General features: G+C 48.0%; 15 protein-coding genes. 6 read left to right on the plus strand and 9 right to left on the minus strand.

Features of this window, described 5'->3' with window-relative positions:
* Positions 1-106 precede the first annotated feature (106 nt).
* The 3 genes from DWV73_RS07120 to DWV73_RS07130 are packed head-to-tail and all read right to left on the minus strand — an operon-like array spanning position 107 to position 7,272.
* Positions 107-6,415, minus strand: a complete 6,309-nt coding sequence (locus tag DWV73_RS07120) for a YDG domain-containing protein (protein ID WP_117796262.1) — start codon at positions 6,413-6,415, stop codon at positions 107-109.
* Positions 6,408-6,821, minus strand: coding sequence for a hypothetical protein (locus DWV73_RS07125; protein ID WP_117796263.1), 414 nt, complete (start codon positions 6,819-6,821; stop codon positions 6,408-6,410). Before DWV73_RS07125 ends, DWV73_RS07120 begins: the two co-directional genes overlap by 8 nt.
* Before the next feature lie 34 nt (positions 6,822-6,855).
* The gene (locus tag DWV73_RS07130) at positions 6,856-7,272 is read right to left on the minus strand and encodes a hypothetical protein (protein WP_117796264.1); all 417 of its coding nucleotides are present in this window, start codon (positions 7,270-7,272) and stop codon (positions 6,856-6,858) included.
* 250 nt (positions 7,273-7,522) lie between these two features.
* On the opposite strand from DWV73_RS07130, the gene DWV73_RS07135 reads away from it, so the two are divergent.
* The 6 genes from DWV73_RS07135 to DWV73_RS07160 all read left to right on the plus strand — a co-directional run bounded on the left by DWV73_RS07135 (position 7,523) and on the right by DWV73_RS07160 (position 12,944).
* The gene (locus DWV73_RS07135; RefSeq protein WP_181986229.1) at positions 7,523-8,170 is read left to right on the plus strand and encodes an IS607 family transposase; all 648 of its coding nucleotides are present in this window, start codon (positions 7,523-7,525) and stop codon (positions 8,168-8,170) included.
* Positions 8,118-9,272: a transposase gene (locus tag DWV73_RS07140; protein ID WP_333523612.1), complete on the plus strand. Its 1,155-nt coding sequence runs from the start codon at positions 8,118-8,120 to the stop codon at positions 9,270-9,272. The genes DWV73_RS07135 and DWV73_RS07140 overlap by 53 nt, the downstream gene beginning before the upstream one ends.
* Positions 9,273-9,473: 201 nt before the next feature.
* A complete protein-coding gene (locus DWV73_RS07145) occupies positions 9,474-10,223 on the plus strand; it encodes a LytTR family DNA-binding domain-containing protein (protein ID WP_117796267.1) in 750 nt (249 codons plus the stop codon).
* Between the two features lie 12 nt (positions 10,224-10,235).
* On the plus strand, positions 10,236-11,567 hold the full coding sequence (locus DWV73_RS07150) for a sensor histidine kinase (RefSeq protein WP_207661065.1): 1,332 nt from the start codon (positions 10,236-10,238) through the stop codon (positions 11,565-11,567).
* A gap of 86 nt (positions 11,568-11,653) precedes the next feature.
* A complete protein-coding gene (locus DWV73_RS07155) occupies positions 11,654-12,049 on the plus strand; it encodes a transcriptional repressor (RefSeq protein ID WP_107000649.1) in 396 nt (131 codons plus the stop codon).
* Positions 12,050-12,401: 352 nt separating this feature from the next.
* Positions 12,402-12,944, plus strand: coding sequence for an NADH peroxidase (locus tag DWV73_RS07160; protein ID WP_107000650.1), 543 nt, complete (start codon positions 12,402-12,404; stop codon positions 12,942-12,944).
* A 131-nt stretch (positions 12,945-13,075) separates the two neighbouring features.
* On the opposite strand, the gene DWV73_RS07165 is transcribed toward DWV73_RS07160, so the two are convergent.
* From DWV73_RS07165 to DWV73_RS07190, 6 genes are all read right to left on the minus strand, one after another.
* A complete protein-coding gene (locus tag DWV73_RS07165; RefSeq protein ID WP_117796269.1) occupies positions 13,076-13,660 on the minus strand; it encodes a GNAT family N-acetyltransferase in 585 nt (194 codons plus the stop codon).
* 113 nt (positions 13,661-13,773) lie between these two features.
* Positions 13,774-14,763 (minus strand): guanosine polyphosphate pyrophosphohydrolase, encoded by a 990-nt coding sequence (locus tag DWV73_RS07170; protein ID WP_117796270.1) that lies wholly within the window; start codon positions 14,761-14,763, stop codon positions 13,774-13,776.
* A gap of 94 nt (positions 14,764-14,857) precedes the next feature.
* Entirely contained in the window at positions 14,858-16,042 is a 1,185-nt protein-coding gene (locus DWV73_RS07175) for an LL-diaminopimelate aminotransferase (RefSeq protein ID WP_107000653.1), read from the minus strand.
* A 20-nt stretch (positions 16,043-16,062) separates the two neighbouring features.
* Positions 16,063-17,682: a CTP synthase gene (locus DWV73_RS07180; RefSeq protein WP_117796271.1), complete on the minus strand. Its 1,620-nt coding sequence runs from the start codon at positions 17,680-17,682 to the stop codon at positions 16,063-16,065.
* 149 nt (positions 17,683-17,831) lie between these two features.
* Positions 17,832-21,128: a carbamoyl-phosphate synthase large subunit gene (carB, locus tag DWV73_RS07185; RefSeq protein WP_117796272.1), complete on the minus strand. Its 3,297-nt coding sequence runs from the start codon at positions 21,126-21,128 to the stop codon at positions 17,832-17,834.
* Positions 21,119-22,231, minus strand: a complete 1,113-nt coding sequence (locus DWV73_RS07190; RefSeq protein WP_117796273.1) for a carbamoyl phosphate synthase small subunit — start codon at positions 22,229-22,231, stop codon at positions 21,119-21,121. The genes carB and DWV73_RS07190 overlap by 10 nt, the downstream gene beginning before the upstream one ends.
* Positions 22,232-22,632 lie beyond the last annotated feature (401 nt).

Here is a 22,632-nt window from a genome sequence, read left to right on the forward strand (position 1 = left end):
TTTCATGAATACAGCTGTAAACACATTGGAATTTCATTTTGACTCGGCTTCATAAGGTATTTAGATAGAAGCCGCAATCAATCAAACTTCGACCTAAATGTTCTTTTTACTGTCTGTCTTTCCCATCCCACACACCATTTTCATCTACATAGTAGCCGTCCGGTGTCAGACGTCCGACATACAGGATGCCTTTTCTTCCGTCTGAGGTCGGGTGGAAATAGTGCCATTTGCCGTCAATCAGGACCCAGCCGGTCTGCATGCCGTGTTCCGGATCGAGGTAGAACCAGCCGCCATAGTCTTCGTCGCGCATCCAGCCGGTCTTGATATAGCCGCTTTCATCGAACGCCCACCAGTTGCCGTTTACCTGCTCCCATGCATATGCAATGCCATTTGTACCGCGTTTTTCTGCCTTCGGGTAGCTGCTGTCTGCGAAGCGCAGCCACCATCCATGTTCATCCTGCATCCAGTGACTCTTTCCGTCATTGGCCGTACTGTTGGCAGTTCCCGTGAGAATACCTATGCTGCTGTTGATTCTTCCCTTCACCGGATCCTGCCTGGTCGCTCCGCTGCCGGAAGACTTGTCACGTCCGGAGGAAGCGCTCTGGCTGCCTGATTGGTCTGGCTTGTCGGAGTCTTCTGGCTTGTCGGAGTTATCTGGCTTATCCTCTGCCGGTGGAGCTGCCTTACTGATTTCAAATGTAAGGGATGCCGGAGCTGGTGTGTTGTATCTGGATTCCCACGTATCAAATTCACCAAAATCAAACTCGGCTTTGATTGTGTGGGTGCCTACAAATGATTCTCCCGGCTTCATCCACTTAAGTACAGCGGTTCCATCTTCCCCTACCGAAACTATATCTGCATCCGGATTTTCATTATCATAGAAATGAACATAACCCTGCAGCTTGTCCTGGTAAACGCCCTGCACTCTGGCAATGATATCAAAATTCTCTTCCTCTGTTCCCAGAATTCCTTTCGAAAGCTGAGCCCCGGTCGTCCGGTTCACAGCCGTTAAAGTTAGGGCGAGTGTTCCTTTTTCAATGGTTATCGTTCTCTCTGCCGGTGTGTTTGTGCCGAGATAATTTCTTCCGTTTTCCATGGTGATGCTTACATCTGCGGAACCCGGGCCTTTGATAGTCACCTGTCCCTGTGCGTCCACGGTGAGAACCTTTTCATTAGAGCTTGTATAGTTCCGAGCTCCATCTCCCACTACATTCACACCTGTCAGCGGAAAGCTGTCATCTCCATAGTTTTTTTCTCCGGTCCATGCTTGCGGATCGATCGAAACCGAACCCTGTATCTGATGGATCGTTCCGGTCTGGGCTGGATATATGATACGGTAATTCTGCAGATTCACTGCACTCTCGCCTGTCTCAACCTTTGCCTCTGAGGAATCAATGGTTACCGTCTTATCGGTTCCGGCATTGGCATCTGCAAAGCTTCCTTTCAGGTCGCGGATGTTATAGCTATGACCCGTGCTCTGACCCGGAGTTTCTATCTCCACCGTCGCCTCTAATGCGATACCGGTACTTCCGTCATAGTCTTTTCCAATAGGTGTCGTAAGAACTGCGGTCAACTCTTTCGGAGATATCTCCGGAATCACACTTTGGGTCAAAGGTTTTCCATACTGCCCTTCTGATGTTTCAGTCGGTATAAATTCTACCTGATATGCAGTGGTTCCCTTTACCTCCGGATAAATGGAGGAAGCGGACATTCCGCTCTGATCCGCACTGAACTTCCATGTTCCTGAAACCGGTGATCTACCATAATTAACAACCTGAAATTCCTCTGCCAGCTTTACCGGAATATTCTCAAGCGTCTGTCCATAGGCTCCCTTCGCTTCAAAGGATACAGCGCCAGCGGGACCGTCGATCAGTAATGCATCCGGTGTTGTCACCTTCAAACGATCAGCCGGCTTCGATGCAAAACTGCTGTCTGTTGCTTTCACACGAAGGGTTATATAATAGGTGTTAGCCGGCTTCGGCGATGTAAACGTCCTCTCCGACCACCAATTAGGCTCACCAGACTCAGATTTGGCAATTCCGTACTCGTAACGGGAACCGACCGGTCTTTTTACCTTGATAGAGTAGCTGTCTTTCGTTATATCTGTTTCCTGTATCTGGTCCGGTTTTGCCGGTCTTGCCGGAATCTTTATCTCGGTTGCTTCGCCTGCAGCGCCGGAAGTGCCCGCTTTCTTACGGACATACAGGGAAATCTCATTTGTACCTTCTGGCTGGTTATCCAGAATCTCTGTCAGCGATGCCGCACCATTTACCGGAATTTCCGTCCAGGACGATGCATCTTTTGACTGTGCAAATTCCACTGCGCTCTGTAAATTGTTTTTCAATAATTCCTTTCCATAATCAACAGAAGTCAGTTCACGCTCTAATACATTCTCATCCTTGCCTGCCTCAACCTTTCCGGTAAATTCCACACCGCCAAAGGAGGCTTTCACTGTCTCCGATGCCGGAAGGTACATATAGAGCTTTCCGTTGGAATCTGTCCGGACATCCTTAAAGCCGTAGGAAATATCTTCCAGCTTTGCAGTTTCAACCGGAGCATCTTTCTCATGGATACCGGTCAGATCCACAGTGGTGTAATAAACCGGATTACCGTTCCCATCTTTGGGCTTATTCTGTTGCCACTTTCCATCTGCAGTCTTTTCCCAGCCATAAATGATCGGTCGCGGTATATATCCATTCGCCCTTATCAAACAGATCGTTCCACCCTTAATCTTCACATCAGTTGGTGCCTGTGTATTATCATTTTTTCCCATCCCAATATGGGCGATTGATCTCTCCCATGACTCCTTAATATCCAAGCAGATTGTGCCGCCGTTAATCAGCACCTTCGATGAACTGTCATTACCACTTCCGATGCAGGCTCCCTGTTCAGAATAGGCTGTAATCATTCCACCATGAATCTCAATATCGGCAGTTATCGCCATCGCCGGTTTACTACGGGCATATCCAATACCGCTTCCAATTCCGGCACCGTTCGACGAGCTTGCATTCACCGTTCCGCCTTCTATCACGATTTTACCGGTTCTTTCCTTGCCATTAGCACCTCCTGTTCCGATTCCGGCACCCCAACTACCTTTTGCAGTTACAACTCCTCCGCTAATCCGTATTTCTTTTACACTTTTTTCTACCGAAGCACCGATGGCAGCTCCCCTAGAATTGGAATTCATCATTTTTGCAATTACAGTTCCCCCCTTGATGTGAATGATTCCTGCATCCTGTCCTACATTTCCTCCAATTGCTGCACCCGTCTTGCTTGCATTTGTATTATTGAGCACCTCTATGGAGCCCTGCTGCCCCAGTTCATTGTCAATCGTAAGCTTTGCACCTTTCGCCACGCTGATGCCGGCAGGTGAAGAAGATTTCTCTGATTCATTAATCGAAATCTTGTTTTTCCCTTCCAGATAGGTGGTCACCTGAGACTCTCCGTTTATCTGAATCGGTGCGATAGCCTTTTCCGGGGTAATCGTAAGGTTCTTCAATACGAGCTTTAGTTTCCTGGAAGCTGGTGTATCCACGGAGAGATGATACTTCTCTACCAGCCCAGATGAAGTGATCCGATAGCAATTATCATAGGACTGGTCTATTAACTTTGCTGTAACCACCTGACCGGAATCATCTGTTTTAGAATATAAAATTGTCAGCTTACCATCTTCCTCGGAAAAAGATATATTTCCAAGGGAAAGATCCAGTTCTCCCTCCAGTGCCTCTGCCTCATTTAATACGATGATATCCGTTCCTGCATCCCCTGCATTTACCTTTTCATTGTCCAGGGTAAAGTTTCCACTGGAGCTGCCTAATTCTGCGATGCCTGTATTTATCACAAACCGGTAATTTCCGACCGGAAGATATGCCAGAGCATATGCATGATTACCTGCTTCTGCATCAATTGTCAGCTTCCCGTCAAAGGCAAACTGGCCTTCGTCCTGCTTTAATTCCACCGGAGCTTCTAAGGCTCCAGCCAGCCGTCCGGCTGTCAGGGATACATTCTCTGCCTCCTGCACCTTGGATGAGTAGAAGTGGAACCGGACAGGATACAGGTGTTCTCCGATGGTAAGGGAAAGATTCTTTTCCTCCTTTGACTCCATCGAGAGGGATCCTGTTACTGTAAAGCTATTCGTATTTTCTCCTTCCCCTCCTTCTTCCTGTACCTGAACCGATACCGGAACCTCTCCGGACAGGGGCGTATACCAGCTGACTTTATCAGTCTTTAGCTGATAACCGGAAGCTTTTTGAGATAAATAGGTTACTACATCTGGTGCAGTGCCGCCTTCGCTTGCTTCTTCCCCGATTTGAACTGTCAGGGTATATTTCTTACCATCCCTCAAACGGCCATCATGGATGGTCAGATCCATTGCCTTCTGGTAAGCGGCTTTTCCCAGCGTGACGGAGATGGTTTCATCCTTTCCTTTGTTTAGAACAACGCTTCCCTCCATCGTCTTAACTGTCCCGCCACCGGAAGGCTCCAGCGCTACAACCATCTGCATATTTCCGGAATAGCCCATCCACTGGGTTATATCCGGTATCGTTCCCCTGAATCCTGAGACGGTCATCTGAGTGCTTTTTTCATAAACCGGATTTTTTCTCTCTGTATCATTTTTCCAATACAGGGCTATGTCAGCCTGATAGGTTTCATTTTGTAGCTGGTTATCATAAGCGGTGATCTGGAATGTTTTTTTCCCGTAGGTACATTCTTCTCCTCGGGGCGCAATCTTGCTTTCAAGCGGCAGCTCCAGCTGCACCTCCTCGGAAATAGTGACACTGCCGCCTTCCATTCCATTTCCATCAAGAGGCCATAACTCTCCATAACCAATATTTCCACCCGTTACCTTCACAGATCCACTTAATATCTGGATATCGCCACAGGATAATTTTAAATCAGTCACTCCATTCCATCCGCTGCCGATGGCAGCTCCCAGATATTCTGATTTTTCATTCTTATAAAAAGATACGGCTATATTGGGAGCTTCGTCTTTCCTCCCGTCGATCACGATCGTGTCTACACTTCCACCCATTCCGCCTCCGATTCCAGCTCCTGTCTGCCTTCCTCCTTTTGCGGTTATCGTTCCACCCAGTATTTTAATGGTTCCGCCGATTCCATAGCGACCGGTTCCGATTCCGGCTCCTCCATGATAATCCCTCGAATAGGAAACCCAATAAGCTCCACCTTCAGCTTCGATAGTTCCGCCCTTGATTATAATCGTTCCTGTCCTACAGTTATTATCTGCACCTTCGTCACTTGCTGTTCCTTTTCCTCCGATACCGGCGGCCCCATAGGCACCTCCCACTGCCTTCAGGCTTCCGGTACTATTCTCCGTAATAACCAGTGTTGCTCCTTTTCCCACCTCAATTCCGGCTCCCTCATCCAGTCCCACAAGTGTATTGGTTCCTTCTAAGGTCAGATTCAGCTGGGCATTGCCTTTCAAGTAAATACCGGCCAGATTCCATCCTCTGGCTCCACCAGATTGGATCGTTACATTTTTAATCGTCAGATCGACCGTAACATTATCAATTATGATGCCGCCCTTGATGTCTGTATAAGTGGCCTCCGGTCGATTGGTAGGGCAATATCTGCCGGTTATGGTTTTTCCGTTAAACTCATTTTTGTTAGCACTATTAATGAGTAGCGGCTCATTATTCAGATCATACTCCTCGCCTGCCAGAGTCATCAGCTGCATCTCTCCTACGAGAACGCAGATTTCCGGAAGCTCTGCTTCCTCTCCCATCGGATATTCCTCCGGCAGAACCGGTGTGTAGACATAGGCACAGCCGTTGTAGTCCTGATTTGCCTCCTCATAGCCCGCCCAGGTCTTCGTCGAAGTCTCGACCGGCTCTCCGTCCTCGTCAAATTCTTCGAAATAGTCTTTTTCGGAAATGCCGCCGTGAAACTCCGGAAGATCACTCTGCTCTTCGTCCAGTTTCCAGGTTATGCCGGAGATCTGCCAGACTGCCGTTTCCGCATCTGTATCTTTCTCTGTGCCCTTATCCACTGCTTCCACCAGATGCACGTTCTGGCTGTCTTGCGCCAGCGTTTCATCCGCCTCTTCCACCTTAACCTCCAGTGTATCCGGAAGGATGATATCGCTTTCTTTGGCACCCAGAGGGAGCTTCTGCACCGCAACTGCCTCATCTAACTCCGAAAATCCGAGGATTGCCGGGCCTTTTTCTTCCGGAAGCACCGTCACCTCGATGCTTGGCAAAAAGCCGGTATCCAGTTCATAGCGGCTGCTTTTCAATTCCGCATCAAACACATAGGTACCCGGTGTTTCTCCGTCGTATGTATCTTTCTCACTGAAGGTCTCATCCAGAACCCAGCGGACCTTTACTTCCTTCCAGTTTTTATCGGTTTTCGTCCCGTCCGCATCGGATGGGGATGCTTTCTGCTCAGTGTCATCCACCCCCCCCTATTTCCGATTTTTCTGTAGCATCTGCCTCAGATGGGGATGCTTTCCGAACTGTACCATCTGTTTCAGATGAAGAAAGCGTCTGAGACTTTTTTTCTGTTTCCACTTTACCGTCTCCGCTTTGAAGCTCCGACGGCGTAGCAATCTTTTCTGCACCGTCTTCTTCATCCGATGCTTCTTCTGCCAAAACCCGCACCTTCAGCTTGTCCGGCAGCTCCAGATCCTTATATTTCGTTCCATACGGAACCTCCTGATGCAGGATTTCATCCGAAAGCTCCTTCACTTCCTCGATATACTGCACCGAACTGCCTGCCAGCACCTGCGGGTGCCAGTCACAGGTATTCCATATCATCACCGCCGCCAGCGCCGCTGCCAGGGCACGCTTATATTTCTTTTTCATGCTGTTTTCCTCCATTTATTCTGAGCGAATTTTTCTATTTCAGTCTGTTTCCCACTTGAACAAAATACTTTTTCTTCCGAGCCAGCAGGCTTTCGCTGCACGCCGCCAGAAGTTCTTCTAATTCTTCTTTTTTCGTCGGAAATACCCCGAATGCAGTCACATGGATCCGCCAGGATTCAAGGGCATTGTCCCGGTCGGAAAGCCAGATCAAGGACGCCGCCGGGTTGTTTTCCCGGATTTTTTCTACGATTTCCGCTCCCTGTCTGCCCTGGACGGATGCCAGCATAATGAGGTAGGGATTCCCCTTTACAAAGTGCAGATATGCGTCCAGATCGCTGATATACGTGTGAATCATCGGCCATCTGCGGTTTTCAGTCAATATTTCACGCAGCATTTTTTCCAGTCCTTCAATGTCGGTCGGTTTTTCTCCATATATCACTACCCGTACCATATCCCACCTGCCTTTTTTGATTTATCTGTAACAACATTTCATTTACATTTCGGGTCATAACTTTTATACTATAAGCATACCAAATGAGCGATTTAATGAAAACCACATCGACGCAAACGGTCAAACCTCGACCTAAATGGTCACGGTTTTGAATAAAGGAGAATATATTAAGTAATCGAATTTATTGACCAATGTGATTAAATGTGTTTAAATATACTCAAAGGAGTAAATTATTATGAACACATCAAATATCACAAATTACAAGCCAAAAGATTTCGCTGAACTGTTAGGGGTATCCGTAAAAACATTACAGCGTTGGGATAGAGAAGGAACTCTAAAGGCAAACCGAACTCCAACTGATAGACGTTATTACACTTATGACCAATATCTGCAATTCAAAGGAATAAATACTGAAGATGACCAACGTCAGGTAGTTATTTATGCCAGGGTATCTACAAAAAATCAAAAAGATGATTTACAAAACCAAGTTGCATTTTTACGACAGTTTTGTAATGCTAAAGGTATTATTGTAGACCAGTGCATTGAAGATTATGGAAGTGGTCTTAATTACAATCGTAAAAAGTGGAACGAATTATTAGATGAAGTGATGGAACAAAAAATCAAAACCATAATCGTAACTCACAAAGATAGATTTATCAGATTTGGTTACGACTGGTTTGAAAAATTCTGTACGAAGTTTAATACGACCATCGTGGTAGTGAACAATGAAGAACTATCACCACAAGAAGAACTCGTGCAGGATATTGTTTCAATACTCCATGCGTTCTCTTGTAGGTTGTACGGACTTCGTAAGTATAAAAAACAAATAGAAAGGGATGTGGAAATTGCTAAAGAGCTTCAAAACGGAAATAAATCCGACAGAGGAGCAGAAAGTTAAGATCCGTAAAACAATAGGAACTTGTAGATATATTTACAACTTCTATCTCGCTCACAACAAAGAGCTTCATGACAATGGAGAAAAGTTTATGAGTGGTAAAAGTTTTAGTGTCTGGCTGAACAATGAGTATCTTCCCAAAAATCCAGATAAGCTATGGATTAAGGAAGTCAGTTCAAAATCTGTAAAGCGTTCAATCGAAAATGGTTGTGTCGCATTTACCAGATTTTTCAAACATCAAAGTGCTTTTCCTAATTTTAAAAAGAAAGGAAAATCTGATGTGAAGATGTATTTCGTAAAGAATAATCCAAAGGATTGCCGATGCGAAAGACACAGAATTAATATTCCATCACTTGGTTGGGTTCGTATCAAAGAAAAAGGATATATTCCTACGACAAAAGATGGGTATGTAATTAAAAGCGGTACGGTATCTATTAAAGCTGGTAGATACTATGTATCCGTTCTTGTAGAGATTCCTGATATGCTTATTGATAGCAGTAATAATGATGGCATTGGGATAGACTTAGGCTTAAAAAATTTTGCTATTGTTTCAAACGGAAAGACGTACAAGAACATTAATAAATCAGCAAGATTAAAGAAACTTGAAAAACAACTACGAAGAGAGCAAAAATGTCTCTCTCGTAAATATGAATATTTAAAGAAAGGAGAGTCCACTCAAAGAGCAAATATACAAAAGCAAAAGCTCAAAGTACAGAAACTTTATCATAGACGGGATAATATCCATACTGATTACATCAATAAGATAATTGCTGAGATAGTGAAAACCAAACCATCTTATATAACGATTGAAGATTTGAATGTGTCAGGTATGATGAAGAACAGGCATCTTTCTAAAGCTGTTGCATCACAGAAATTCTACGAGTTTAGAACTACACTGAAAAGCAAATGTGATGATAACAATATTGAACTTAGGGTTGTAGATAGATTTTATCCATCTTCTAAACTATGTCATTGTTGCGGTTCTATAAAGAAAGATTTAAAACTTTCAGATAGAATCTATAGATGTGATTGTAGCTATGTTGCAGATAGGGATCTCAATGCGGCACTTAATTTAAAAGATGCTAAAACTTACAAGATTGCATAATGAAAAGCAAATGTAAGTATGTACCGAAGGCTATTTCGGGAATTAACGACTGTGGAGTATACAAGAACTTGTGAGTAGCATATCTGTTTACAGATTGTAAAAGCATATACGATGAAGCAGTAAGTAATGTTCGTGAGAACTTACAACATCTCGATGTGAGTATATTTACACACATTTTGAGTGGCAGGCGGTTGAGCTTTGATGCATTTTGCGATTGTTGAGGACTTGAAAATAGATCAGAATCATCTGATTCATTTGATACAGGAGAACTTGGAGAAGCACGGGGAAACGGCGCACTTTGACTGCTACGAGAGCGGCGAGGCATTTCTGGAAGCGTTCCGTCCGGGACTTTTTAATGCGGTTTTTATGGATATTATGCTGGACCGGAACGGGCGCAATGGCATTGACACGGCGCTGGAGCTTCGCAAGAGCGCGCAACGTCTCCCGATCGTTTTCACCACATCGGAACGCGATTATTCGCTGCAAGGCTATCGTGCCCATCCCCTTGATTATCTCTTAAAACCGGTTGAGGAAAAGGCGCTTGCCTGGTGTCTCGATGAGATCCGGACATTTCTTGCCGCGCCTGCCTACATCGAAATTCAGGCGGCGCTCGGACGGGGACAGTCATCCACGCAGCGGATTCTGCTTGATGATTTTCTGTATGCGGAGACGCAGAACCACCGGCTGATCATCCACACCAGTTCCGGTGACACCGCCACACGGATTTCTTTTTCGGAGCTAATGTCGCTGCTCCCGAAGGGCAGACGTTTTTACATGAGCGGACGCGGGCTGCTTATCAATTTTTCACAGGTTGCCTCGGTGGACGAGGACGGTTCTGTCCATCTGAAAAACGGCAGCTGCTTTTTCTGCAGCCGCCGGAAGAAAAAAGAGACAAAAGAAGCATTTGCAACCTACTTGTTTGACACATTGCGGAAGGGAGGTACTCTATGAACTGGTCTGTGTTTGGCAAGGCATTTCTCGTTGAAACCGTCTATTCCATTCCTTTTTTTTATTTTATCGATTCTGCCATTTAAAAAGCAGCTTCGATTTCCGATTAAAATCCTGATTCTGTTCATTTTTATCGGTCAGCTGCTCCAGTCCTCCCTGTATACCTACCTGATCAGCCACGGTAAACCGACCCGGGTCACCGACACGGTATTTGCCTTCGTTTCCCTGGCGATCTATTTTTTATGTGTGAAGGCTAATTTCTGGAAACTTCTGTTTCTGGGAAACTTCATCCTGAATTATTTTGTCACAGTCCGGGGCATCTGTTTCTTTCTGGAAAGCCGTCTGTTCTACGATCCCAGCATTACCTATTATTCACTCCGCGATCAAAGCCTGCTGCTCATCTCGATTCTTCTGCTTCTGACGCTCCCCCTCGGGCTCAAATTTATGAAAAATGCCACGGAACGCGTTTTTCAGGTAGACAGCTCCGCATTCTGGCAGAAAGTCTGGTTTATTCCATTTTCATGCACCCTGATTATCTGCGCTTATAACTTTGATTTAAACATTGATACCGTCCGCAAGTTCCGTTTTATCCTCACGCGCCTCTGGCTCTTTGCTATGACAATTCTCATCTACTATGTCCTTTTGGAAGCGCTCAATGCAGTCCGCCAGCAGGCGCAGTTGGAAGAACGCGCGGCGCAGCAGGACACCCTCCTGGCGATGCAGTACACACAGTATCAGCAGCTTTCCCGCCACATCGAAGAGGTGCGGGAGGCGCGCCACGACCTGCGCCAGCACTTAAATCTCATCGAGCATTACCTGCAAAGCGGGAAAACGGAGGATCTGAATACCTACATCGAACAATACCGTATGACGCTTCCACCGGACACCGCGCGGACCTGGTGTGAAAATTATGCGGTCAACACGATTATCAGCTATTACGGCGAGGAGGCACGCAAGGCGTCGGTCGATTTTTCGGTCCGCATCCAGCTTCCGCCCTCTCTCCCGCTGGGTGAGCCGGAGCTCTGCTCGATCTTCGGCAATCTTCTGGAAAATGCCCTCGACGCCTGTCGGGAATGTACGGACAGCGCGCCGTTTATCCGCATCTGCGTCCAGGAGGATGCCGGTCACATCGTGATCGCCGTTGACAACACCTGCTGCCATCCGCCGATCGAGGAAAATGGGCGGTTCCGCTCGACCAAACATGACGGCTTCGGCACGGGAACCGCCTCCATCCGTTCGATCGCTGAGCGGTACCAGGGTCTGGTGGATTTCCGGTATGAGGACGGGATCTTTTATGCATCGGTGATGTTGAAATTTGACTCTAAAATTTCTCACGGAAATCTTTGAAAAAAGATTGACTTTCATCGCGTCAGGACGCATAATATAAATAATAATCATTATCAATATTATTTAGAAGGATTGGAGTGTCGCTTATGAAAACCTTAAAATACAGCCGTCAGCGCGAATCGATCAAAGCCTGCCTGATGAGCCGGAAGGATCATCCGACCGCCGACGCCCTTTACACCAGCATCCGGGAACAGTTTCCGAATATCAGCCTTGGAACCGTTTACCGCAATTTAAACCTGTTAGTTGAGCTGGGCGAGATCCGGAAGCTGTCCTGCGGCGACGGCACGGATCATTTCGATTATGATACATCCCCACATTACCACTACGTCTGCCGCCAGTGCGGACGGGTCATGGATATTCCGATGGAAGCAACCAAGGAGCTGGAGACAGCCGCCAAAGAATTTGCGCCGGGAACGATCGATGACCATACCGTGTTTTTCTATGGGATATGCGATGAGTGTCTGAAAGGGGAAAAACACTAATATAGAAGCGGCTGATTTTGTATCGGAACAGACGGGACCAAATGAGCCGCTTCCCGATTTCTGCCATGCGCTGACCGGGTATGAATACATCACCAGCGAAAAAGTTCTGAGAATATCCAGGTTATCGATAAAAATGAAAAAAATAAGAATTATTTCTATTTTTTTATTGACAAACACAGGAATCTATGATATCTTAACATCAGTAATCATTACTGATTTCATTTAAGCCAAATAAACGATTTCGTTTTAAAAGCTCCTATGAAACAGAATGGTTGCAAGCAACTTTACTATCTATTTATTGTTTCTATAAAACACGAAATTAAAAATTTATTTTAGAAAAGGAGAATTGACTATGAAGAAATTTGTCTGTACAGTATGTGGTTACGTATACGAGGGTGAGGCTGCTCCGGAGAAATGTCCAGTATGCGGCGCTCCGGCTTCCAAGTTCAAAGAGCAGTCCGGCGAGATGACATGGGCAGCTGAGCACGTAGTTGGTGTGGCACAGGGTGTCAGCGAGGATATTCTCGAAGATTTAAGAGCTAACTATGAAGGCGAGTGCAGAGAAGTTGGTATGTACCTGGCGATGGCACGTGTAGCTCACAGAGAGGGCTATCCGGAAATCGGTCTGTACTGGGAGAAGGCAGCTTACGAAGAGGCTGAGCACGCTGCTAAGTTTGCAGAGCTTCTGGGTGAGGTTGTAACTGATTCCACCAAGAAGAACCTGGAGATGCGTGTAGAGGCTGAGCACGGCGCAACCGAAGGCAAATTTGACCTTGCAAAACGTGCGAAAGCTGCTAACCTGGATGCAATCCATGACACCGTTCATGAGATGGCTCGTGACGAGGCTAGACATGGCAAGGCATTTGAGGGTCTGTTAAAGAGATACTTCAACTAATCTGAGTGAATGAATGGACAGCGCATTACGGCGCTGGTGAATAAAAGAGAACTGATCAGGGCGTGTGAAAATGGGAAATTCCTTTTTCACACGCCCTGTTTATTTTATGCAGATTTGTTTTATGTCTCTGTTCAAAAAGACGCCAAAATCTTATCTACCGTCTCCTTCTCCATCTTCCCAATCGGAATCATCTCCGCCGGTACGTCCTCATACGGCAGCAGCGCTTTCTCATACCAGGTAACATCATGCCATTTTCCGCTCTTATAGCCGGTATTCCTGCACACGCCCATCGTCCGGAAGCCGCATCCATTATGCATCGCATCGCTCTTCAGATTCGGACTCGTCACCAGACTGTAGACGGTGTGGACGCCCTGCGCCTTTAAAAGCTCTAAAAGCACCAGAAGCATCCGTTTGCCGATGCCCTTCGATGTCACCCGACTGTCCAGATATTCAGAAAGTTCCGCATTCCAACGGTACGCCGCGCGCTCAAGCTGCTTATGCCCATATGCATAGCCAATGATTCTGCCCGTTTTATCCTCGCAGACAATCCACGGATACTCCGCCGTGATCGCCCGGATGCGCTCCTCAAATTCCTCCAGAGACGGCAGCTCCGTCTCAAACGTGATCGGCGTGTCCATATATTGTGCATAAATTTCCAGTATCGCAGGTGCATCGGCGATGGCAGCCAGACGCAGGCGGCAGGATGTATGGTCCATAAACTGGTTCCTCCCTATCATTTTCGGTCATTTTTCCTTTACAGGCAACTATATATGAATCTTCCCGTTTCGTCAACTATTCGCAACCGGATTCATGCCTGCCCGTGAACCCCTCAATCCACCAGCTCATTCTGATGCCTCGACAAATGCTCATACGGCAGAATCAGCCGCCCCCGGTACAGCCCGCAGCCGTCATTGACCAGGTCATTGTTGATCGCCGAAAACATATTGACATCCACTTCAGCTAAATTGAGCGATACCAGGCGCTGGCAGCGTTCATATGCCTCATCAAAATAAATACATGCACCTTCCGGTATCTCATCCCGCCTGGCCCGCTCGCCCTCTTGGCGCTTTTCATAGCTTAAATGATTTGCCACGCCGATCTCCGCGATATCGTCCATGTGCTTCGTGCGAAGCTGTACCTCCACATAGCTTCTGGAACAATTATCATAAAACGTAATATGCAGAGACTGGTAATCATCCGAACTATTTCCGCAGACATAATCACGGTAGTACGGTCTGACTTCCTCATCCATCAGCAAAGAGGTGCTCTCCTTAACCCCATATGCCGGTTCCGCCGTAAACCCGCGTTCCTCCAGAAATCCCGGAAGTTCATTCGCAATCTGGTAGAGGTACCGGATATCTGCCTCCTGCTGCGATTCCCCCGGTTTCAGGTAACACTTCGGCAGTGAAATCACGATCCGGTACGCGATCAGGTCGCGGAAACAGCTCAATCTCTGCTTCAAATCGGAGATCGACGGAAATGCCTTATGTTCCGTATAACAGTCATAAATATATTCAACGATATATCCATTAAATTTCGCCTCCGAGCGGATCAGCGACTTGATTCTTCCCTTAAAATTAAATGCCAGAAGCGGATATTCCTTTGCCATATGGATATAAAATTCCCGGATCTTCTGTGACTGGGCAGTCAGGAAATCGTTGTGTTCCAAAAGTTCCCGGATCTGAATCAGGAAATTTGCATGTATCAGGTCTATCTCATTGTTTGTCTGTTTTGCCTCTGTTTTCAAATCCCGGCTGTAATTCTTTAAAATCTTAAACATCGTATCGCCGGAATACAGATAATCGTTTAAGGTCACCATGGTCCTCACCTCCCTGCTTCAGCAAAAAGGGGACGGTGCATAGGATAACAATGCCCCAGATGCACCAGCCCCCTCATTTATAAAATAGAGCTATTTATTTTCCGTAAACCTTCTTGATCCGCTCCATTGCCTCTTTTGTATTCGCAGTCGTACCAAATGCAGTCAGACGGAAGAATCCTTCTCCATTCTTACCAAATCCGCTGCCCGGTGTGCCGACCACATTTGCCTTGGCAAGCAGATCGTCGAAAAACTCCCAGGATTTCATGCCGTTCGGGCACTGCATCCAGATGTACGGTGAATTTTCGCCGCCGATGTGCCAGATGCCAAGCTCTTTTAAGGTCTCTGTCATGATCTTCGCATTGGTGCGGTATACGTCCAGGTGCTCGCGGCACTGTGCCATGCCCTCCGGTGAAAGAGCTGCCTCTGCGGCGCGCTGTACCGGGTAGGAAACGCCGTTAAACTTGGTTGTCTGGCGGCGCAGCCACATCTTGCGGATGGAAGAACCACCGCGCTCTAATTCAGACGGAACCACGGTATAGCCACAGCGGGTTCCGGTAAAGCTTGCCAGCTTCGAAAGGGAGCAGAACTCGATCGCGCAGGTCTTTGCGCCCTCAATCTCAAAAATACTTCTCGGAAGCGCCGGATCTGCTACGAAGGACTCATACGCCGCATCAAATAAAAGAATCGCATCCTGCTCGTTCGCATAGTCAACCCACTCTTTTAACTGCTCACGGTTGTACACACCGCCAGTCGGGTTGTTCGGGGAGCAGAGATAAATAATATCCGCTTTCTGTCCCTTCGGAGGCATCGGAAGAAAGCCATTTTCCACATTGGCATCCATAAATACGATCTTTCTGCCTGCCATCACGTTCGTATCCATGTAAACCGGGTATACCGGATCCGGGATCAGGACCGTGTTGTCCGCATCAAAGAGATCGAGGATATTTCCGACATCACTCTTCGCGCCGTCGCTGATGAATATATCCTCCGCCGCCACCTCAACCTGGAAGGACGCATAATACTTCTGAACTGCTACGCGCAGAAAATCATATCCCTGCTCCGGACCATATCCATGGAACGTAGCCGCCTTGCCCTGCTCCATAGCTGCTTTTGCAAATGCGTCAGCTGCTTTCTGGCAGATCGGAAGGGTTACGTCACCGATACCCATTTTGATTACTTTTGCCTCTGGATGGGCTTTGGTGTATTCATCTACTTTTTTAGCGATGGTGGAAAACAGATAGCTTTCTTCCAGATTTTTATAGTTTTCGTTGATCTTCATACTTTATTTTCTCCATTATTTTAAGAATTTTTTTCCTTTACCTCCAGAGCCGCTTTCACAAACTCCCGGAAGATCGGATGTGCGCGGTTCGGGCGGCTCTTGAACTCCGGATGGTACTGAACTCCCAGATAGAACGGATGTCCCGGAATCTCCATCGCCTCTACCAGCGTACCGTCCGGAGACTGTCCGGAGAAGACAGCGCCATGCTCCATATAAACTTCCCGGAACTTGTTGTTAAATTCATAACGATGGCGATGTCTCTCCTCGATCAGACCTTTTCCATAGGCTTTCATCATCAGCGTATCCGGACTGATGCGGCACGGATATGCACCCAGACGCATCGTTCCGCCCATGTCAGCCAGATCCATCTGCTCTTCCATCAGAGCGATGACCGGATGCTTGCTGTCCGGCGCAAACTCGGTTGAGTTCGCATCCTCATAGCCTAACACGCCTCTGGCAAATGCGATCGCCGCGATCTGCATACCAAGGCAGATGCCAAAGTACGGGATATTGTTTCTTCTCGCATAATCAGCTGCCGCAATCATGCCCTCGATGCCTCGGATGCCGAAGCCACCCGGCACGATGATACCGGTTGAACCGCCCAGAATTTCCGGCGCTGTCTCCGGAGTGATCGTCTCACTATCCACCCAGTTGATCTCCACCTGCGCGCCATTTTCCCATCCGGCATGGTGCAGGGATTCTACGATCGACAGATAAGAATCGTGCAGTTTGACGTACTTGCCGACCAGGGAAATCTTGACTGTCTTGCTGCTGTTCTTGATTCGGTCCAACATATGTTTCCACTCCGCCAGATCGCACTCTTGCGGCGCTTTCTCGATGCCAAGTTCGCGAAGCACGATCTTGGCAAGTCCTGCTTCTTCCAGCATGATCGGCGCCTCGTAGAGAACCGGAAGGGTCAGGTTCTCGATGACGCAGTCCTCTTTGACGTTACAGAACAGTGCGATCTTGCGGAAAATGGATGGATCGTCCACCGGACGGTCACAGCGCGCCACGATGATATCCGGCATGATACCAAAGGACTGCAGCTGTTTAACCGAATGCTGCGTCGGTTTTGATTTATGCTCGCCGGAAGATTCCAGATATGGAATCAGGGTTACATGGATGAAGAGGCAGTTGCTGCGTCCCGCCTCGCAGGACACCTGGCGGATGGCTTCCAGGAACGGCTGTGACTCAATATCGCCGGTCGTTCCGCCGATCTCTGTGATAACGATGTCCGCATCGGTCTTTTCCTGCACGGAATAGATAAATGATTTTATCTCATTTGTGATATGTGGAATTACCTGTACCGTCTCGCCCAGATATTCGCCGCGGCGCTCTTTATTTAACACATTCCAGTAGACCTTACCGGTCGTCAGATTAGAATAACGGTTTAAATCTTCATCTATAAAACGCTCATAATGTCCCAGATCCAGATCCGTCTCCGCACCGTCGTTTGTTACGAATACTTCGCCGTGTTGATACGGGCTCATGGTTCCCGGATCGACGTTGATATACGGATCCAGCTTCTGCGCTGCTACCTTAAATCCCCGTGCCTTCAAAAGGCGTCCCAGGGACGCTGCTGTAATACCCTTCCCCAATCCTGATACAACACCGCCTGTCACAAAAATAAATTTTGCCATCTGCTTTTCCTCCTCTTCCTTTCTTTAAAATATTAATCCACTTTTTCCGTCATATATGATTCTGTCAAATTTTGCCTTCGCAAAAGATTTCAGCCTGCACGGATTCCGCAACCCTCAAAACGCAGAATCCATGCAGACCATCGTTCTTTTTAGTCGTTCTCATGCTCCTGAAGCACATAACCCGGAATCTGGATTTCTTCCGGTTTTTCCATCTGGCTCAGCTCTTTTCTAGCAGCTGCACCATGTGCAATATGCGCGATGTCCACCAATTCAACGTTGTCCTCGTTGTACTGGCTTTCCAGTGTCAGCGCCAGGACAGCCGCGGTATCAAGCGATGTCAGGCACGGAATACCAAGCTCGACCGCCTTTCTTCTCAGGCGGACACTGTCGCGTCCCGGCTGGCGTCCCGTCTTGGAAGTGGAAATTACATAGCTGATCTTTCCTTCTTCCAGCAGGGAAATGGTCGTCTCCTCGCCCTCTTTGGCTTCCTTCGGCTTCTTGACTAACGTTGAAGAAATGCCAACGCTGTTTAACCGGCTTGCAGTACCGGAGGTCGCGTAGATGTGGAATCCCATCGCCACGTACTCTTTGACCAGCTCGCGCAGGTCGCTCTTATCGGTATCGCGGACACTGATTAAGACGCCGCCCTCGCGCTTCATCGTATATCCGGCTGCTACCAGGCCTTTGAACAGCGCTTCCTCCATCGTCCGGGCGATACCCAGTACCTCGCCGGTCGATTTCATTTCCGGTCCGAGCTGTGTATCTACGTTGGACAGCTTCTCAAAGGAGAAGACCGGAACCTTGACTGCGTAGTACGGAGAGCACGGATACAGACCTGTCTCGTAGCCCATGTCAGCCAGCTTCTCGCCCATCATGATGCGGGTTGCCAGATCGACCATCGGCACGCCAGTTACCTTGCTGATGTACGGCACGGTACGGGACGAACGCGGGTTGACCTCGATGATATAGATCGTATCCTCATGCAGGACATACTGGATATTGATCAGACCTTTCGTATTCATGGACAGCGCCAGACGGATGGAATAATCCACCAGACGGTCTTTCTGGCTCTCGGTCAGCATAAATGCCGGATATACCGCGATGGAGTCGCCGGAATGGACGCCCGCACGCTCGATGTGCTCCATGATACCCGGAATCAGAACCGTTTCGCCGTCGCAGATCGCGTCGACCTCCAGCTCGGTACCCATCAGGTATTTATCAATCAGGATCGCATTCTCAATCTTGTGTGAGAGAATAATCTTCATATACTCATGAATATCGGCGTCGTTGTACGCGATAATCATGTTTTGTCCGCCTAATACATAGCTCGGACGCATCAGAACCGGATAGCCCAGATGATTTGACGCCTGGATTGCCTCATCCTCAGTGTAAACGGTCTGACCCGCTGCCTGTTTCATATTTAATTTTTTCAGCAGGGCTGCGAAACGTCCGCGATCCTCCGCCATATCGATGCTGTCTGCCGGAGTGCCGAGAACCGGAATATTGTTCTCTACAAGGCATTTTGTCAGACGGATCGCTGTCTGTCCGCCAAAGGCCACAACTGCGCCGATCGGCTTCTCGATCCGGATAATATCCAGCACATCCTCCGGTGTCAGCGGCTCAAAATACAGACGGTCTGCTACGTTGAAGTCGGTGGAAACGGTCTCCGGGTTGTTATTTACGATGACAACCTCATAACCGGCTCTCTTTAACGACCATACGCAGTGAACAGAGGCGAAATCGAACTCGATACCCTGACCGATACGGATCGGACCGGAACCAAATACCATAACAACCGGTTTTCCGCTTGCATTCTCTTTAATAAATTCTTCTGCCTCATCTTCCTCGCCGAAGGTGCTGTAGAAGTAAGGGGTGCTTGCCGTAAACTCAGCGCTGCAGGTATCAACCATGCGGTAGCATGCCGGAACATGCTTGATTTCCGAAAGCCCGGTCATCTCCTTGATGACTGCATCCGGGAATCCGTTCTGTTTGGCTTCCATATAAAGCGCATCGCTCAGAGTCTCAGACTGCATCCGGCGTTCCAGGGACAGGATATGCATCAGTTTATTTAAGAACCACTCGTCGATCTTGGTCAGCTCATGAATCTCGGCAACGGTCACGCCGCGCTTGAAGCTCTCATAGATTGCAAACAGACGCTCGTCATCCTGCGCCAGAATTTTTTCTCTCAGCTCTTCCACACTCATCGGCGCTAGTTTCTTCATGTTCAGGCTGTTCTGGGAGATCTCTGCGCCGCGGACTGCTTTCATGAGCGCCTGCTCAAAGTTGCGGCCGATCGCCATAACCTCGCCGGTTGCCTTCATCTGGGTACCCAGCTTCCGGCGTCCGTAAACGAATTTATCAAATGGCCATTTCGGGAATTTAACCGTTACATAGTCAAGGGCCGGCTCGAAGCATGCCATCGTCTCGCCGGTTACCTCGTTCGGGATCTCGTCCAGATGATAACCGATCGCAATCTTGGTTGCCACGCGGGCAATCGGATATCCGGTTGCTTTCGAAGCAAGGGCGGAAGAACGGGATACACGCGGGTTTACCTCGATAACGGCATATTCAAAGCTCTCCGGATTCAGCGCAAACTGGCAGTTGCAGCCGCCCTCGATGCCCATCGCCTGGATAATATTCAGCGCTGCAGAACGAAGCATCTGGTATTCCTTATCCGCCAGCGTCACAGCCGGTGCGATAACAATGGAGTCGCCGGTGTGGACGCCGACCGGGTCAAAGTTTTCCATCGAGCAGACCGTAATCTCGTTGCCGATGGCATCGCGCATTACCTCAAACTCGATCTCCTTCCATCCGGAAATACATTTCTCAACCAGAATCTGATTGATCGGTGACAGGCGGATACCCGCCTCCGCGATGTTGTAAAGCTCTTCTTTATTTGCCGCAATACCGCCGCCGGTACCGCCCAGGGTAAAGGCCGGACGCACGATAACCGGGTAAGAAATAACCTCGGCAAAATCAAGCGCATCCTCAATGGTGGTGACAACCTTGGACGGAATGACCGGCTCACCGATAGCTTCCATCGTGTCTTTAAAGCACTGGCGGTCCTCCGCCTTATCGATGGTCTCCGGGGACGCGCCGAGAAGCGTTACATTGTGGCTCTTTAAGAAACCTTCTTTGGCAAGCTCCATGGACAGTGTCAGTCCGGTCTGTCCGCCCAGGGTGGACAGGATGCTGTCAGGCTTCTCTTTTTCAATGATTCTCTTGACAAATTCCAGGGTCAGCGGCTCGATGTATACGTGATCCGCAATGGCGCTGTCCGTCATGATGGTTGCCGGGTTGGAGTTTACTAAAACGACCTCCAGACCTTCCTCTTTTAAAGCCCGGCACGCCTGCGTTCCTGCATAGTCAAACTCTGCCGCCTGACCGATGACGATAGGGCCGGAACCGATTACCATAACTTTTTTCAGGGATTTATTTAACGGCATGACGCGCCCTCCTTTTTCTTATAATCTCTCATCATCTGAATGAAACGCCCAAACAGCTCTTCCGTATCCTTCGGACCTGCACAAGCCTCTGGATGGAACTGGACGGTAAATGCCGGCATATCGTGGTAGGTGATGCCCTCGCAGGTGCCGTCGTTGACATTGATAAATGTCTCCTCCGCGCCCTCCGGCAGCGTATCGCGCAGTACCTCATAGCCGTGGTTCTGGCTGCTGATGTAGACGCGTCCGGTCGTCAGATCCTTGACCGGCTGGTTCGCACCTCTGTGACCGAATTTCATCTTTCCAGTCTTCGCGCCCTTGGCAATCGCCAGCAGCTGGTGTCCCAGGCAGATGCCGAACATCGGTTTTCCAGCCTTCGTAATCTTTCGGATCTCCTCGATGATCTCCGGGTTGTCCTCTGGGTTGCCTGGACCGTTGGAAAGCATGATTCCGTCCGGATTCATCTTAAGAATCTCCTCCGCCGTCGTACCTGCCGGAAGGTCAGCCACGCGGCATCCGCGCCTGGTCAGCTCGCGGATGATATTTTCCTTTGCGCCGAAATCCCAGAGCACAATCTGGAACTCTTCTTTCTCATCCGCCGGTTTGATCTCACATTTCTTTGGTGTAACGGTTTCAACCGCCTTTGTAATGTGGAAGTTTTTCACTTCCTCCAGCTTTTTCGCGTCATACGGCGGCTTCACCTCGGTCAGCCAGCCGTTCATCGAACCGGATTCACGAATGGTTTTTGCCAGCTTTCTCGTATCGATTCCATAGACGCCCGGGATGTTTCTTTCTTTAAAAAAGGTGTCAAGATCCCCACTGCATCTGAAGTTGGAAGGTTCCTGACACCACTCTTTTACGATATAGGCTGATAAATATACCTCTTCATTCTCGAAGTCCTGCGGAATCACTCCGTAGTTTCCGATTAACGGAAATGTCTGAACGACAATCTGTCCAAAATAGCTGGGATCTGTGATCGTCTCAAGGTATCCTGTCATACCGGTTGTGAATACGACTTCTCCGGTCACTTCACGTAAAGGAGCGCCAAAGCTTTTTCCCTCAAAATAGTCGCCGTTTTCCAACAGAAGATATACCGGTTTCTCCATCTGGTCACCATTCCTTTCTCTCTCGTACCCCGCCTGTGAATAGCTTCATGCAGGCAGTTTACTTTTTCATTCTCAATAGCCTCACATTTGAGCAAATCTGTTTTTCCTCAGATGCGTTTTTTACATCATTAGAGACATATTTTATAAATTGTCTGATTCTGCAACAAAGGCGTCCATGAGCAGAGCCCATGAACGCCTTTGTTCATTTTCTGAAAGATTATAGCATAGGTAGGTTCTATGCGTCAAGAGGTTTTTTATTCATTTTCGGATGGTTTATGCATGATTTATGCATTTTTATGCATTTAACATGTAGAATCTTGTCGGTTCTGGGTAAATAAAGCCCTTGTCTGATCCGCGTTATTTCCTTATAATAAGGATGAATGAAACTGACTTGGAGGTAT

The sequence above is a fragment of the Clostridium sp. AF12-41 genome (assembly GCF_003461685.1).
Taxonomy (GTDB): Bacteria; Bacillota; Clostridia; order Lachnospirales; family Lachnospiraceae; genus Otoolea; species Otoolea fessa.

What these genes read in the sequence shown, in the direction of transcription:
- DWV73_RS07160 (WP_107000650.1), top strand. Translation starts at nt 12,402, where the DNA reads ATGAAGAAATTTGTCTGTACAGTATGTGGTTACGTATACGAGGGTGAG.
- DWV73_RS07155 (WP_107000649.1), top strand. Translation starts at nt 11,654, where the DNA reads ATGAAAACCTTAAAATACAGCCGTCAGCGCGAATCGATCAAAGCCTGC.
- DWV73_RS07180 (WP_117796271.1), bottom strand. Translation starts at nt 17,682, where the DNA reads ATGGCAAAATTTATTTTTGTGACAGGCGGTGTTGTATCAGGATTGGGG.
- DWV73_RS07190 (WP_117796273.1), bottom strand. Translation starts at nt 22,231, where the DNA reads ATGGAGAAACCGGTATATCTTCTGTTGGAAAACGGCGACTATTTTGAG.
- DWV73_RS07125 (WP_117796263.1), bottom strand. Translation starts at nt 6,821, where the DNA reads ATGAAAAAGAAATATAAGCGTGCCCTGGCAGCGGCGCTGGCGGCGGTG.
- DWV73_RS07170 (WP_117796270.1), bottom strand. Translation starts at nt 14,763, where the DNA reads ATGGTGACCTTAAACGATTATCTGTATTCCGGCGATACGATGTTTAAG.
- DWV73_RS07175 (WP_107000653.1), bottom strand. Translation starts at nt 16,042, where the DNA reads ATGAAGATCAACGAAAACTATAAAAATCTGGAAGAAAGCTATCTGTTT.
- DWV73_RS07130 (WP_117796264.1), bottom strand. Translation starts at nt 7,272, where the DNA reads ATGGTACGGGTAGTGATATATGGAGAAAAACCGACCGACATTGAAGGA.
- carB (WP_117796272.1), bottom strand. Translation starts at nt 21,128, where the DNA reads ATGCCGTTAAATAAATCCCTGAAAAAAGTTATGGTAATCGGTTCCGGC.
- DWV73_RS07145 (WP_117796267.1), top strand. Translation starts at nt 9,474, where the DNA reads ATGCATTTTGCGATTGTTGAGGACTTGAAAATAGATCAGAATCATCTG.
- DWV73_RS07165 (WP_117796269.1), bottom strand. Translation starts at nt 13,660, where the DNA reads ATGGACCATACATCCTGCCGCCTGCGTCTGGCTGCCATCGCCGATGCA.